Origin of the sequence: Cobetia sp. UCD-24C, from assembly GCF_001306765.1 — a bacterium.
GTDB lineage: Bacteria > Pseudomonadota > Gammaproteobacteria > Pseudomonadales > Halomonadaceae > Cobetia > Cobetia amphilecti.
Window position 1 is genome coordinate 123,914 of the sequence record NZ_LJTD01000009.1, and the last position, 12,362, is coordinate 136,275.

13 protein-coding genes are annotated in these 12,362 nt (G+C 63.8%); 6 read left to right on the plus strand and 7 right to left on the minus strand.

The window, feature by feature from the left end:
• Positions 1–64 precede the first annotated feature (64 nt).
• On the minus strand, positions 65–565 hold the full coding sequence (locus AOG28_RS13650) for a gamma-glutamylcyclotransferase family protein (RefSeq protein ID WP_054556808.1): 501 nt from the start codon (positions 563–565) through the stop codon (positions 65–67).
• A gap of 114 nt (positions 566–679) precedes the next feature.
• A complete protein-coding gene (locus tag AOG28_RS13655) occupies positions 680–1,045 on the minus strand; it encodes a YqcC family protein (RefSeq protein ID WP_054556809.1) in 366 nt (121 codons plus the stop codon).
• 75 nt (positions 1,046–1,120) lie between these two features.
• Between AOG28_RS13655 and AOG28_RS13660 the strand changes: the two genes are divergently transcribed.
• Both AOG28_RS13660 and AOG28_RS13665 read left to right on the plus strand, forming a co-directional pair.
• Positions 1,121–3,109, plus strand: coding sequence for a cation:proton antiporter domain-containing protein (locus AOG28_RS13660; RefSeq protein ID WP_082388800.1), 1,989 nt, complete (start codon positions 1,121–1,123; stop codon positions 3,107–3,109).
• Between the two features lie 200 nt (positions 3,110–3,309).
• Entirely contained in the window at positions 3,310–3,576 is a 267-nt protein-coding gene (locus AOG28_RS13665) for a late competence development ComFB family protein (protein WP_054556810.1), read from the plus strand.
• Positions 3,577–3,767: 191 nt separating this feature from the next.
• Here the strand turns inward: AOG28_RS13665 and AOG28_RS13670 are convergent, their stop codons facing one another.
• The 3 genes from AOG28_RS13670 to AOG28_RS13680 all read right to left on the minus strand — a co-directional run bounded on the left by AOG28_RS13670 (position 3,768) and on the right by AOG28_RS13680 (position 6,085).
• A complete protein-coding gene (locus AOG28_RS13670) occupies positions 3,768–4,532 on the minus strand; it encodes an amino acid ABC transporter ATP-binding protein (protein ID WP_054556811.1) in 765 nt (254 codons plus the stop codon).
• Positions 4,529–5,203, minus strand: coding sequence for an amino acid ABC transporter permease (locus tag AOG28_RS13675; RefSeq protein ID WP_043335389.1), 675 nt, complete (start codon positions 5,201–5,203; stop codon positions 4,529–4,531). The genes AOG28_RS13670 and AOG28_RS13675 overlap by 4 nt, the downstream gene beginning before the upstream one ends.
• Before the next feature lie 147 nt (positions 5,204–5,350).
• Positions 5,351–6,085, minus strand: a complete 735-nt coding sequence (locus AOG28_RS13680) for an amino acid ABC transporter substrate-binding protein (protein WP_043335456.1) — start codon at positions 6,083–6,085, stop codon at positions 5,351–5,353.
• 780 nt (positions 6,086–6,865) lie between these two features.
• Here AOG28_RS13680 and AOG28_RS13685 point away from each other — a divergent pair.
• From AOG28_RS13685 to AOG28_RS13700, 4 genes are all read left to right on the plus strand, one after another.
• A complete protein-coding gene (locus AOG28_RS13685) occupies positions 6,866–7,990 on the plus strand; it encodes a DUF3549 family protein (RefSeq protein WP_054556812.1) in 1,125 nt (374 codons plus the stop codon).
• Positions 7,991–8,490: 500 nt separating this feature from the next.
• A complete protein-coding gene (locus AOG28_RS13690; RefSeq protein ID WP_082388802.1) occupies positions 8,491–9,000 on the plus strand; it encodes an ATP-dependent zinc protease family protein in 510 nt (169 codons plus the stop codon).
• A gap of 197 nt (positions 9,001–9,197) precedes the next feature.
• Positions 9,198–10,106: a 30S ribosomal protein S6--L-glutamate ligase gene (rimK, locus tag AOG28_RS13695; protein ID WP_043335225.1), complete on the plus strand. Its 909-nt coding sequence runs from the start codon at positions 9,198–9,200 to the stop codon at positions 10,104–10,106.
• A 321-nt stretch (positions 10,107–10,427) separates the two neighbouring features.
• On the plus strand, positions 10,428–10,886 hold the full coding sequence (locus AOG28_RS13700; RefSeq protein WP_043335223.1) for a hypothetical protein: 459 nt from the start codon (positions 10,428–10,430) through the stop codon (positions 10,884–10,886).
• A 103-nt stretch (positions 10,887–10,989) separates the two neighbouring features.
• On the opposite strand, the gene AOG28_RS13705 is transcribed toward AOG28_RS13700, so the two are convergent.
• Both AOG28_RS13705 and AOG28_RS18455 read right to left on the minus strand, forming a co-directional pair.
• Entirely contained in the window at positions 10,990–11,958 is a 969-nt protein-coding gene (locus tag AOG28_RS13705) for a SanA/YdcF family protein (RefSeq protein ID WP_152965426.1), read from the minus strand.
• Positions 11,959–12,096: 138 nt separating this feature from the next.
• A partial coding sequence (locus AOG28_RS18455) for a YceI family protein (protein ID WP_054556813.1) occupies positions 12,097–12,362 on the minus strand: 266 nt, incomplete at its 5' end.

A 12,362-nucleotide genomic window follows, 5' to 3' on the forward strand; every position in this document is an offset into this window, starting at 1 on the left:
TTTGTTGCCACACGACAGCTGACCGAAAACAGATGACAGGCACCCGTCCGCTAGCAGGCGACCGTCAGCGCGGCGTAGTGCGCGACAGGCCCAACTGAGCCAGGGTGGCGTCATCCAGCGCATGCACGGCCTCGACGCCGCTCAGCGCCGTGAAGTAGTCCGGCGTCAGGAAGTCACGCCCGCCAAGCAGGTGCTCCAGATACTCGCGTGCCGGCTTGAGGCCCTCGGCGGTGCGCTCGGGCAGCGCCACATACACCCAGGCGTCGATCACGCCTTCGCGGGTGACGATGGGATATAGGAAACGCTCATATTCATGCGGGCGGCCTTCGAAGGGGTCCATCAGCGTGATCTGCTCGGCCTCGAGCAGCTCGTACAGCACGCCTTCGACGCGCTCGCCTGGCGCAGGCTGCACGTTGGCATGCGCGATACCATCGACCCGAGAGGCCTTGTCGAAACTCAGGCGATGCTCTTGCAGCCAACCATGCACGGCCCGTCGCGTCTCGCCGATGCGTGCCTCGACACGCGCCGGATTCATGTTGCTGCCGTAGGCGAAGTAATAGGCCATGCAAGCTCCTGACAGTTGTCTCGAGGCGCAATGCGAGGGCATCACGCGCGAAGGGCTCAGTGGGAGGTGTCGGGTAGAGGAGGCTCAGTGCGTCGTGAGATGCCTGCCCGGCAATCAGTGCGTCGTGATCAGCGTGTCGATCTCGCGAATCACTTCCGTCATCGCCACGCGGCGCTCGGGGCGGGCATCCTTCAACCAGGCCTCGATGGCCGGCGCCACTTCACACTTGGCGGGGAACGGCGCGCGGGCATCGCACAGCGCTTGCAGACGGGCGATGAACACGAAGCGCAGCCACTGGCCCATGTCCATGCGATCGACACAGAATGGCTCCACACTCATGAAGGCCTGCGGGGATGGCGTGTCCATGCGCCACAGGTCTGCTGCCTTCATGGTCGCTTCCAGACGTGCCAGCAGCGCGCGCAGCTCGTCGTAGGGATTGCCGGCGATCTCGCCGTCCTGGGGTTGTTCAGTCGGATTCATGCGACCTCCGTCAAATCATGCATGGTTCGTTCACGCTATTATCCCGATGATGCTCACGGAAGGCCAGGAGGCCGCATGGCAGACACGCTGTTCAATGATGTGATGATACTGCTGGGAGCCTCGGTAGTGGCCGCGGCGCTGTTCCGCCGCCTGCATCTGCCGCCGGTGCTGGCCTATCTGGCGGTCGGCTTTCTGGTCGGCCCTCATCTGGCGGGCTGGATCGGTCGCCCGGAAGAACTCGCCTTCCTGTCGGAATTCGGGCTGGTATTTCTGCTCTTCTCGCTCGGCCTCGAATTTTCGGTGCCGCGCATGCGCGCGCTCAAGACCACGGTGTTCGGGCTGGGCGCCTGTCAGGTGGCGGTATGCAGCGGCCTGTTCTGGGCGCTGGGCTCGGCGCTAGGCCTGTCACCGGCGGCGGCACTGGTCGCGGCCGGCGCGCTGGGGCTTTCCTCCACCGCCATCGTCACGCGGGAACTGGCGCGCTGGAATGAGCTGGACAGCCCCCACGGCCACGCCGCCGTGGGCGTGCTGCTGTTCCAGGATCTCGCCGCCCTGCTGTTCCTGATCCTGATTCCGGCCATGGCCGGTGATGGCAGCCAGCTGCTCAGTGACCTGGGCCTGATGCTCATCAAGGGGCTGGGGCTGGTGGCGGTGATGCTGATGATCGGCAAGTGGGTGCTGCCGTTCGTGTTCCAGGAAATCTCGCGCGCTCGCTCGGAAGAGCTGTTCGTGCTCACCGTACTGCTGGTGGCGCTGTTCTCCGCCTGGCTGACCCACAGCCTGCACCTGTCGATGGCGCTGGGCGCCTTCCTGGCCGGGATGATGCTCGGCGAGAGCCATTTCCGCCATCAGATCGAGGCCGACATCCGGCCCTTCCGCGACATCCTGCTGGGGCTGTTCTTCGTCTCGGTGGGCATGTTGCTGGACCCGCAGGTGCTGCTGGCCCAGTGGTACTGGGTCGTCATCGGCGTGGCCTGCCTGCTGGCGACCAAGGCACTGCTGATCACCGGGCTGGCGCGCCTCTCCGGCCGGCCGCTGGACAGCGCGCTGCGCACTGGCCTGGTGCTGTCCCAGGGCGGTGAATTCGGCTTCGCGCTGCTGGCCCTGGCCAGTCAGCAACGCCTGATGGACAACGAAACCGTGGGCCTGGTGGTGGCGATCATCATCGGCTCGCTGGTGGTCACGCCGAGCCTGATTCGCCACAACCAGCAACTGACGCGCCGCCTGTGCCGCTCCACCACGCCCACTCAGGAGAACCCGCACACCACCGCGGAGCTGAGCGCCGCCACCGCCCCGCTCAGTGGCCATGTCATCGTGTGCGGCTTCGGGCGTGTCGGCCAGACGGTGGGGCGATTTCTCACTCAGGAAAAGCTTGAGTGGATCGCCATCGATGCCGACCCCATCCGCGTCCACGAGGCCGCCAGCGCCGGTGAGCCGGTGGTGTTCGGTGATGCGCAGCGTCTGGAAATCCTGCGCGCACTCGGTATCGAGCGCGCCCGTCAGGTGGTGATCACCGTCAATCAGCTCTCGCACGCGCTGGCCATACTGCGCGCCATCCAGCCGCTGGAACTCGAGAACCTCAAGGTGCTGGTGCGCACCCAGGATGACGCGGACCTCGAGACCTACAAGGCCGCCGGGGCCACCGAGGTGATTCCCGAGGTACTCGAGGGCTCGCTGATGCTGGTCTCGCATGTACTGGTCAATCTCGAGGTGCCCTTCCGCCGCGTGGCGCGCTCGATCCAGAATGCGCGTGAGGCGCGCTACAGCATGCTGCATGGCTATTTCCATGGTCAGCAGTCCCAGCTGACCGACAAACGCGGCAACCCGCTGCTGCGGCGACATCCTCTGACGCTGACCGCCGATGCCTGGGCCTGTGGCCGGCGACTGGACGACATCGCCCTGCCGGAAGTGTGCGGCATTCTCGTCTCACGCGTGGTGCGCGCCAGTGGCGAGAACCTGGAAGAGCCCACCGGCGACCTGACGCTGGCGTGTGGCGATACACTGGTATTATCGGGATTGGCTGATCATATTGAAGAGGCGGAAACCCGCCTGCTGACCGGCTGACAGGCCTTGAGCGGCAGGCGATACCCAAGACTCCGCCGCCTGCTGTCCTGCCGCCAGCAACCGAGCTGGCGTGCGGGAGGGAGAGCGTCACAGAGAGTCAGCTCGGATGAACATACTGATGAGCACACTGAAGGGATCGACATGTCAGGGGGCACGGCCCTGCATGGGAGATAGCACCCCATCACCAGGAGGCAATACACATGGAAAGCGCAGGCGTACACAACTACATGGAGCAGCTGGTGCTCGACCAGCTGCGCTTGCATCCCGATAGCCACGCCATGGATGTCGACAGCCGCGAAGACGTGGCCTGCATCGCGCTCAATCAACTGGCGCCCCGCTATATCCGCCACGACGTCGACATGGCGTTCTACATGGCGCCCGCCGAGCAGGAGCTGCTGGAAGAGCGCGTCTCGATGGCGCTTCAGGAAGCCTTCGACAAGGTGCGCTCGATGCCCCGCCACGGCTAGCCACGCGCTGCGGCCCCATGAAGCGTCGCCCTGAACGCGCCCTGCAACACCAGACGCGGATCAATGATCACTGCCAGCGAAACGACAACGGCCACCGCGATGGATATCGCGGTGGCCGTTGTGTCTGTCGCAGATGCTGCCCGAGGCGTTATTTCACGCGACCTGAGGGGCATTACCTCAACCGGGCAGTATCAGATTCCCTCGGCGCACTGCGGCGGCACCTCATCCAGCACCTTGCGCAGGAAGGCGCGCGTGCGGTCATCCTTCGGTGCACTGAACAGCTGGCTCGGCGGCCCCTGTTCGACGATGCGCCCGCCTTCCATGAAGATGACGCGGTCGGCGACTTCCCGCGCGAACTGCATCTCGTGGGTGACCACGATCATGGTCTGGCGCTCGACCGCCAGCTGCTTCATCAGCTCCAGCACCTCATCGACCCATTCCGGGTCCAGTGCCGAGGTCGGCTCATCGAACAGGATCACCTCGGCCTGGGCGGCCATGGCGCGCCCGATGCCGATACGCTGCTGCTGACCGCCTGACAGAGCCGCCGGGAAGGCGTCCGCCTTCTGGCTCATGCCGATACGCTCGAGAATCTCGCGCGCCCGCTGGTGCGCCTTGGCCTTTGGCCAGCCATTGACGACGATCAGGCCCTCGGCAATGTTCTCGAGCGCCGTCTTGTTGGCGAACAGCGCGTAGTTCTGGAACACGAAGGCACTGCTGCGACGCAGACCGAGAATGTCATGACGGCTGGCGCGTGTGGCCTCGACCTTGCGCTCGCCGATCTGGATCTCGCCACCATCGGGCTGCTCGAGGAAGTTGATGCAGCGCAGCAGCGTGGACTTGCCGGTGCCTGACGGGCCGATGACGACAATGATCTCACCCTGCTTCACTTCCAGAGTGATGCCATCGAGTACGGCCTGCCCGCCGAATTTCTTGACCAGGTTTCTGACTGCAATCATCGCTGATAGGCCTTGTTGAGACGTTTCTCCATCCAGCGCTGCACGAAGGACAGCCCTTCCACCATCACCCAGTAGACGATGGCCACCATGATGAAGGATTCAAAGTACAGGAAGCTGCTGGCCGCTTCCTTCTGGGTCGCGCCCATCAATTCGGTCACCCCCAGCGTGAAGGCCAGCGACGTGGACTTGATCATGTCCACGAAGTAGTTCATCAGCGTGGGGGCCGCCACGCGGGCCGCCTGGGGCAGCACGATGCGTCGCATCAGCTGGACATTGGTCATGCCGATGGAGAGCGCCGCCTCGGTCTGGCTGCGATCGACCCCGACGATGGCGGCGCGGATGGATTCGGCCATGTAGGCCGAGAAGTGCAGCGTCAGGCCGAGAATCGTCGCGGTGACGCCATCGATCTGGGTCAGGAACGCCATCACCTGCGGCAGGCCGTAGTAGAACAGGAACAACTGCACCAGCAGCGGCGTGCCACGGAAGAAGGAGATGAACACGATGGTCAGCGCATTCAGCACCGGCACCTTGAGCACCCGCACTACCGCCAACAGCGAGGCCAGCACCAGCGCGGCCACCATGCCGATACAGGCCATCTTGAGTGTCAGTGGCAGGTATTTGAGCATGACCGGCAACAGGCCAAGCATGTAATCGATATTGAGAGTATCCATTCGTTATCCGGACAGGCTGGGGGCTTGGCTGAGGGTCTGGAAAGACACCCGTCGACATGACGACAACGGGGCGACGGTCAAGCCGTCACCCCGTTTGCACATGACATCCTGGCATGCGCCCTTGTATCAGGGCACAGCGGGCAATGTTCAAGGCGTGGTGATGTCGTTGCCGAACCACTTGTTGGAAATCTCGGCCAGGCGGCCATTTTCCTTGAGCTCGGTCAGCGCGGCATCCACCTCGTCACGCTTGGCCTCGCCTTCGGCGTCCTTGCGGAACGGCAGTGCGTTCTCGAGACGCGAGAACGGCTTGCCAGCCAGCTCCAGCGGCAGCGGCGTCTTCTGGATCACCTGGCTTGCGCTGACGCGGTCCATCACGAAGGCATCGACACGGCCCAGGGCGGTGTCCTGCTCGATGTTGGACTCATAGGTCTTGATGTCGATCTGGTCGGCGTACGGCAGCTCTTTCATCAGCGCTTCGTAGTTGGAGCCCAGGTTGACCGCCACGCTGTGGCCCTTGAGGGACTCGACGCCGGTGATCTCGTCATTGCCGCGACGCTTGACCACCTGGGCCCCGTCGTAGACGTAGGGCTGGGTGAAGGCGAACTTGGCCTTACGCGCATCGGTGATGGTGATCTGGTTGGCCACGGTATCGATGCGGCCGGCTTCCAGCGAGCCGATCAAGCCGGAGAAGCTCATGGTCACGAATTCGATGTCGTCGCCGGTGATCTCGCCGACGGCGTTGAGAACATCCACTTCAAAACCCTGCAGCTTGTCCTGCTTGACGAAGGTGAACGGGAAGTAGCCGCCCGACATGCCGACCTTGAGGGTGTCAGCCTGTGCCGCCAGGCTACCCAGGGTGGTCGCGCCCAGCGCGGCAGCCATCACGGCGCCCTTGAGAGCGGTAGAAGAGAAGACAGCTGCGAGCGAACGTGATTGGCGCATCGGGATTCCTCGTGGATCGCAAGACTGGGCCATTGGCGCTGGACGGTCGCTGACATTCGGTTGAACGCGGATGTCTAGCCAACAGAACAGGTATAAGCACAGCCTTTTATATGTGATTTGGTTGTATAGGATAACGGGACTGCCCCGCATTCCCAATCATTTCATCCCTTAAGGTCATAACCAGAAGGAATAAGACAGCATTCCTGTCAATGAGCGCGATTCTAGCATGCCTGTCATGGCGGGCCAGTGACGCCGTCTGGGCTACCTGCAGCGCTAGATGTCAGCCTGACGACAAGTGGATGACAGTTATTCACGCCATCCGTGGACGATGCTGTGGATAACCCGTCTCGGTCACGCTGCAAGCCGCGCCAGCCGTGGGATGACGAAAATTGATCAAAAAATCATCAACCTGCAAAACGCTCAGCGGGACTTGAGGTGCCGCGTCATCTGTCAAGCCATCACGGGCCGAAAGAGCGGCCATAATAGGATCAGGTCGCCCTCTTCCCTCTGGCCGCCATCACACGCCAGCGGGTGGCATGACAGCCGGTGAATCGCTAAAGTCGCTGCCATTCCAGACATGCTCAGGCACATGTCACGCGCCGGCAGCTGTCACTCAACGACACATGCCACGCCTGGCAATGATGCTCGACAAGACTCTTTTCTTCCGTTCTTCCGCACGCCCAGCCAAGGCGTGGCGGAGACACAGCCGTGGTGAGCCTCATGACTCCTCTCTCTTCCTTGAGCAACTTCTTCACACGCACCGGCGCCGAGCTGCACCTTTATCACCTGGGACGCACCCTGGCGCCGCTCAGTCTTGAGCAACTCGAAGCCTTCGAGACCGAACAGCAGCCGTGGGAGCAGCCCTTCAAGGGCCAGGCCCGCCTGGCATGCGTGTTCCGTCCGGCCGGGCTCGACGATCCGCTGGTGTGGTTTCTGGCCCTGCCGCTGGATGAAGAAGGTCGTCTGTCTCCCGCGCAACGCGATGCCTTCCTCGAACGCCTGATCACGACGCTGGGTCAGACGGCGCTGACCGTCGGCCGGCCTGATCTCCAGCAGGCCGAGGCTGGCAAGATCGACAACCTGATGCAGGACAACCCGCTGGCCTTCACGCCGGACGACAGCCTGCGCGCCATGCTGCACGCCCGCGCCAGCCTCGATTGCGACCGCCCTGCCAGCCAGTACTACGAGCTCGCCGAGCAGTATCTCACCGCCCAGCTACCGCTGGATGACTGGCCGTCACTCGGCCTGCAGGGTATTGCCGACGTGCTGACACGACGCGGCGAGTTGTCCAGCGAGCTTGCCGCGGCCTTCGTGCAGCGTCTGGCTGACCTGCCGGACACGCCGCTGCGCGCCATCGCGCTGTGTCTGGAGCAGGCACCGCCCGCCCATGCCCAGCTGGCCGCCCCGCTGCCGGAGGAATACGAGACCGAGCTGCTCTCCGCCTTGATCGCACGTGGCCAGGCCGCGCGTGACCTGGGGGACCTGGAGACGCTGTGCGCCTGCCTGCGGGCCGCCGGTGCCAGCCCACGGCCTGCGGCGGCAGAGTGGATCGATGCCCTGCTGGCCGACGACGAGGCCGTCAATGTCGACGTGCTGGTCGCGATCGCCGCGCGCGGCTACGCCCACCTGGAAGATGCCGAACGTCTGCCGGCCTTCCTGACCCGCCTGGCCAGCTGCCCGCAGGCCAACTTCGCCGCCCTGGCCCGCGACCTCGCCCTGATTCCGCGTCTGCGTCTGCCGGTACTGATGACGCTGCGCAACGCAAGCGCGGACAGCCCGCTGGGTCAGGCGCTTGCCGCTCTGACCCGCCAGGCCGAAACCGGCAATCATGCCCCGCGTCATTGACGCCGGGCATGCCCGCAGGTGACAGTGCTTGAGATCATGCGCATAACCCACGACACTTGATCGGACACTTGAACAGACACTCGATCGGACACTTGCTCAAGGCATGGAATCGGGGCTGATCGGCACCGATGAACAAGGCGTGCTGCGACGCGCCACCGGCACGATGTCACCCGCGCCTGTGGCCGTGGGTGACTTGCCCAGCGCCCGCAAGCGAGGCGTCCGGCGGTGATGAAAGCGCGCCATGACCGCGTGTCATGACCGCGTGCCCGGGGCGGTTTTGCCGGGCGTTGACACCGCCACCGTCATCCCCGATTCGTGACGCGAAAAAAGAGGCTTCAGCAAGGATTGCTGTCAGTACGTTAAGTGACTATGCTGCGCGCCCGCCTGGCCATTACCCCGCCATGCCGGCAACGCACATTACGCTGTGCCGCGCCTGCCCGGTGTCTTCATGCCGTGAGCCGCTGCCCGCTTCGCTCACGCCCTCTGATTCAGGATGAAACATGTCGCATCACAAGAACACTTCGCGTCATCACATCGACAAGGCACCGCCCCTCGATCTCAAGACACTGAATCATGACCTGCTGGGCTTTCGCCCGCGGGGCGTGGTGGGTCGGCGTGAACTGATCGAGCTGCCGGAGCTCAAGCTGCACCTCAATGCCAAGATCGACACCGGTGCGCATTCCAGTGCGCTGCATGCCGAGAGCATCGAGGTCTTCGAACACAACGATGATCTGTGGGTTCGCTTCATCACCCGGACCGGCGGTAGTGATTCCCCGCCGCATACGGTCGAGACGCCGGTGCATGATCGCCGTCGCGTGCGCTCATCCAATGGTCAGGCCGAATGGCGCTACGCGATTCGCTCGCGCATGAAGCTGGCCGGGCTCGACTACGATATCGACATGACGCTGGTGGACCGCTCCCAGATGCGTCACCCCATTCTGCTGGGGCGCCGTGCCCTGCGTCGCCTGCTGGTCGCACCGGGCGCCGCCTATCTGCATGGCGAACCCTGACGGCACCAGCCAGGCGCGCGGCGGCATGCCTCGGCATCTCGCCTCAAGACGCTGGCCCCGCTGCCATCTGCATCGCGTGACGCCTCGAGACGACAAGGGCTTCACCGGCGAACACCACGCCTCCTGACGGGCATCACGTCAGTCTTCTTCTGATTCATTCCTATCTCTGTCTGGCCCATTCGGCTCCGGAGGATTTCATGCATATCGGTATCCTGTCGCGTAACTCACGCCTCTACTCCACCCGTCGCCTGATCGAGGCCGCCGAGGCACGTGGCCACACCGCGCGCGTGGTGGACACGCTGCGTTGCTACATGAACATCGCCTCGCACCGCCCGTCCATCCATTACAAGGGCGCCGAGATCGAGCACTTCGATGCCGTCGTGCCGCGCATCGGTGCCTCCGTCACCTTCTATGGCTGCGCCGTGCTGCGCCAGTTCGAGATGATGGGCACCTACGTGGTCAATGATTCCGTGGCCATCTCCCGCTCACGCGACAAGCTGCGCTCCCTGCAGCTGCTGTCGCGCAAGGGCCTGGGCCTGCCGGTCACCGGCTTCGCGCATTCGCCGGATGACATCCCAGACCTGATCACCATGGTCAAGGGCGCGCCGCTGGTCATCAAGCTGCTGGAAGGCACCCAGGGCATCGGCGTGGTGCTCGCCGAGACCAACCAGGCCGCCGAGAGCGTGATCCAGGCCTTCATGGGCATGAAAGCCAACATCATGGTGCAGGAATACATCAAGGAAGCGCGTGGCGCCGACATCCGCTGCCTGGTGGTGGGTGACAAGGTGGTGGCGTCAATGAAGCGTCAGGCGGCCGATGGCGAGTTCCGCTCCAACCTGCACCGTGGCGGCACCGCGAGCGAGATCCGCATCACGCCGGAAGAGCGCTCCACCGCCATCCGCGCCGCCAAGGCCATGGGCCTGTCCGTCGCCGGTGTCGACCTGCTGCGCGCCAATCATGGCCCGGTGATCATGGAAGTGAACTCCTCGCCGGGCCTGCAGGGCATCGAGACGGCCACCGGCAAGGACATCGCCGGTCTGATCATCGATCACATCGCCAAGTCCGCCGCGCCGGCCAAGAAGATTCCGCCCAAGCCCAAGGGCTGAGGGCTGAGGGCTGAGGGCTTGAGCCTTAGGGCTGAAGCCTGAGGGCATTGCGCGCAACGTTTCCCAAGGGTGCAGGTCGTCATGACTGCACCCTTGGCGTTTCTGGGTCAGATGGCCGCGCGTGTACAAGCGTGAGCGATGGAAACAGGGCAAGGACAGCGCCTGAAAGGCAACGATGATCGTCACCAGAACGTCATTGTATTGTCGTAAACTGCAGGGATTGACAGTGCGGGAATAAATATCCTGACTTTCTGCCCTTCAGGGGTAGAAAAACACTGTTTTCACCCGCACAATCTCTTCTGACGGAGGAGGTGACCGCCCATGTTTCTCGACAATCGCCAGGTGGCGATGGATAGCGTCCAGGAAGCCCTGGCAGACAGTCTTGATTATTTCGAGGATAACGCCGAACGGCTGCGTCCCGCGCTCCTGAAGGCCTTCGAGCCCTTCTATGCGAGCCGTGTCGAGCTCAAACAGGCCCTGGAAGTCGAGACACGCAAGCATCTGAGCCTGATGCCGCGCGACGCCGATGTCGAGCGCGATGACTACATGTGGCTGTGGAGTCGCCTGAAGAGCATCGTCGGCAATGACAATCAGGTGCTGATCAACGAGCTGCTCGAACAGGAACGCGTCTTGATGCAGGCCTGCTCGACCGCCTTCACGCATCCGCTGCCTGACAGCATGGAAAAGGTACTGGAAGGCATATTCCACAACTGCCGCCATCTGATCCGCGAGCTGTACCGTCACCAGACAGGTCAGGCCGCCCGCCGCCGCGCCGGCTAGCCACCTGCCCGCCGCCAGGCCGTGAACGCAAGACGCCCCGCCTTCCAAGGGAAGTGCGGGGCGTTTTCGTGCTGACCCTGTGCGCTGCGGTAGCGATGCGCGACTAGTTCGTATCAGGCCTGACAGGTAGCCACTGGAGCAGTGCCTGCTTCACTCCGGGCAGACTGGCCAGCAGGCTTGCCTGTGCCTGACGCGCGAGGGCATGCGGGTCCGGCGTGTCGGCAGCATTCGCTGTATCCACCACATCCACTCCATCCGCCACATCCACTGCATCCGCCACATCCACTCCATCCGCCACATCACGACTGGCAGCGGCCTGCTGCCCTGCTCCGGCTGTCACGGAGTCCTCCCGCGGCGACATCACGTGCTTGTCTGAGGAGTGAGATGATGAGGGATGCGATGATGAGTGCGATGACAACACCGGCGTCGGCAGCGACTCCTGCGGCCCGAGGAAGCGCGGCTTGCGCCCCCACAGGTAGAGATCACCCACTGTCGCCGCACGGGCCAGCCACTCGCGCAGCATCAGCTTGAGCCCCGGCGGCTGACGCTCGGAGATGGCCGGACAGCCTACAGCCTCCAGACCCAGCGCATCGGCGATGAACAGCGCACGCGGTAAATGCCACGGCTGAGTGACCAGCACCGCCTCGTCAACACCGAAGACCTTGTGCGCTCGCACGAGGGTATCGAAGGTGGAGAAGCCCGCGTAATCGAGCGTCATGAACTCCTGCGGCACGTTGCGTGCTCGCAGGTCACGCCACATGGTCATCGGCTCATTGTAGTAACGCGTGCGGTTGTCTCCCGAGAGCAGCAGGTTGGAGACGCGGCGCAGCCGGTAGAGCTGGGCGGCGGTATCGAGGCGCGCCTGATAGTGCGGATTGCTGCCCCCGCCCACCAGGCCGTGGGAGGTGCCGAACACGATCCCCACCTCTCGGCTCTGACAGGTCAGCGGTGACGTGGCAATGCGATCGTGCGTTGCCATCACGACCCAGAGGTTGAGCCCGACCACCGTCATTGCACCGGCGGCCAGCAGACCGACGATGGTCCAGCCAGCCCGCATGATCACTCGCTGCATCTCTTCCTCACGCCCATCCCTGCCTGTCTTTCCTGCCGTTACCGTCACATCGTGCAGGCATGAGCGCCCAGCCTACCCAAGCGGCCGAGGCTCTGCCAGCACTGACTGCTCCCCGGCCACGCATGCGGGTGACTCCGCTCAGTCTTCCTGCACCATCACGGCCTTGACGTTGACTGGCACCTGGGTCGCGATGTTGCCAAGCCCGGCCAGGTCACGCAGGGTGCGAATACCATCGACCAGCGCGAACTGCTCAGCATCGACCATCACAGGCGTGAGGGTCTGCACCAGCCAGCGATCGCCGCGCAGGCGCGTCACCTGCAGGCTCATCGGCAGGTTCTGGGTGTTGTCGTGCAGCGTCAGCTGCCCTTCGACATCCACTTTCTGAGTATCACCCGGCTCCATCA

Excerpts from the sequence above, each read along its gene's own strand:
- AOG28_RS13650 (WP_054556808.1), bottom strand. The coding sequence starts at position 565 with ATGGCCTATTACTTCGCCTACGGCAGCAACATGAATCCGGCGCGTGTC.
- AOG28_RS13655 (WP_054556809.1), bottom strand. The coding sequence starts at position 1,045 with ATGAATCCGACTGAACAACCCCAGGACGGCGAGATCGCCGGCAATCCC.
- AOG28_RS13660 (WP_082388800.1), top strand. The coding sequence starts at position 1,121 with ATGGCAGACACGCTGTTCAATGATGTGATGATACTGCTGGGAGCCTCG.
- AOG28_RS13665 (WP_054556810.1), top strand. The coding sequence starts at position 3,310 with ATGGAAAGCGCAGGCGTACACAACTACATGGAGCAGCTGGTGCTCGAC.
- AOG28_RS13670 (WP_054556811.1), bottom strand. The coding sequence starts at position 4,532 with ATGATTGCAGTCAGAAACCTGGTCAAGAAATTCGGCGGGCAGGCCGTA.
- AOG28_RS13675 (WP_043335389.1), bottom strand. The coding sequence starts at position 5,203 with ATGGATACTCTCAATATCGATTACATGCTTGGCCTGTTGCCGGTCATG.
- AOG28_RS13680 (WP_043335456.1), bottom strand. The coding sequence starts at position 6,085 with ATGGCTGCCGCGCTGGGCGCGACCACCCTGGGTAGCCTGGCGGCACAG.
- AOG28_RS13685 (WP_054556812.1), top strand. The coding sequence starts at position 6,866 with ATGACTCCTCTCTCTTCCTTGAGCAACTTCTTCACACGCACCGGCGCC.
- AOG28_RS13690 (WP_082388802.1), top strand. The coding sequence starts at position 8,491 with ATGTCGCATCACAAGAACACTTCGCGTCATCACATCGACAAGGCACCG.
- rimK (WP_043335225.1), top strand. The coding sequence starts at position 9,198 with ATGCATATCGGTATCCTGTCGCGTAACTCACGCCTCTACTCCACCCGT.
- AOG28_RS13700 (WP_043335223.1), top strand. The coding sequence starts at position 10,428 with ATGTTTCTCGACAATCGCCAGGTGGCGATGGATAGCGTCCAGGAAGCC.
- AOG28_RS13705 (WP_152965426.1), bottom strand. The coding sequence starts at position 11,958 with ATGCAGCGAGTGATCATGCGGGCTGGCTGGACCATCGTCGGTCTGCTG.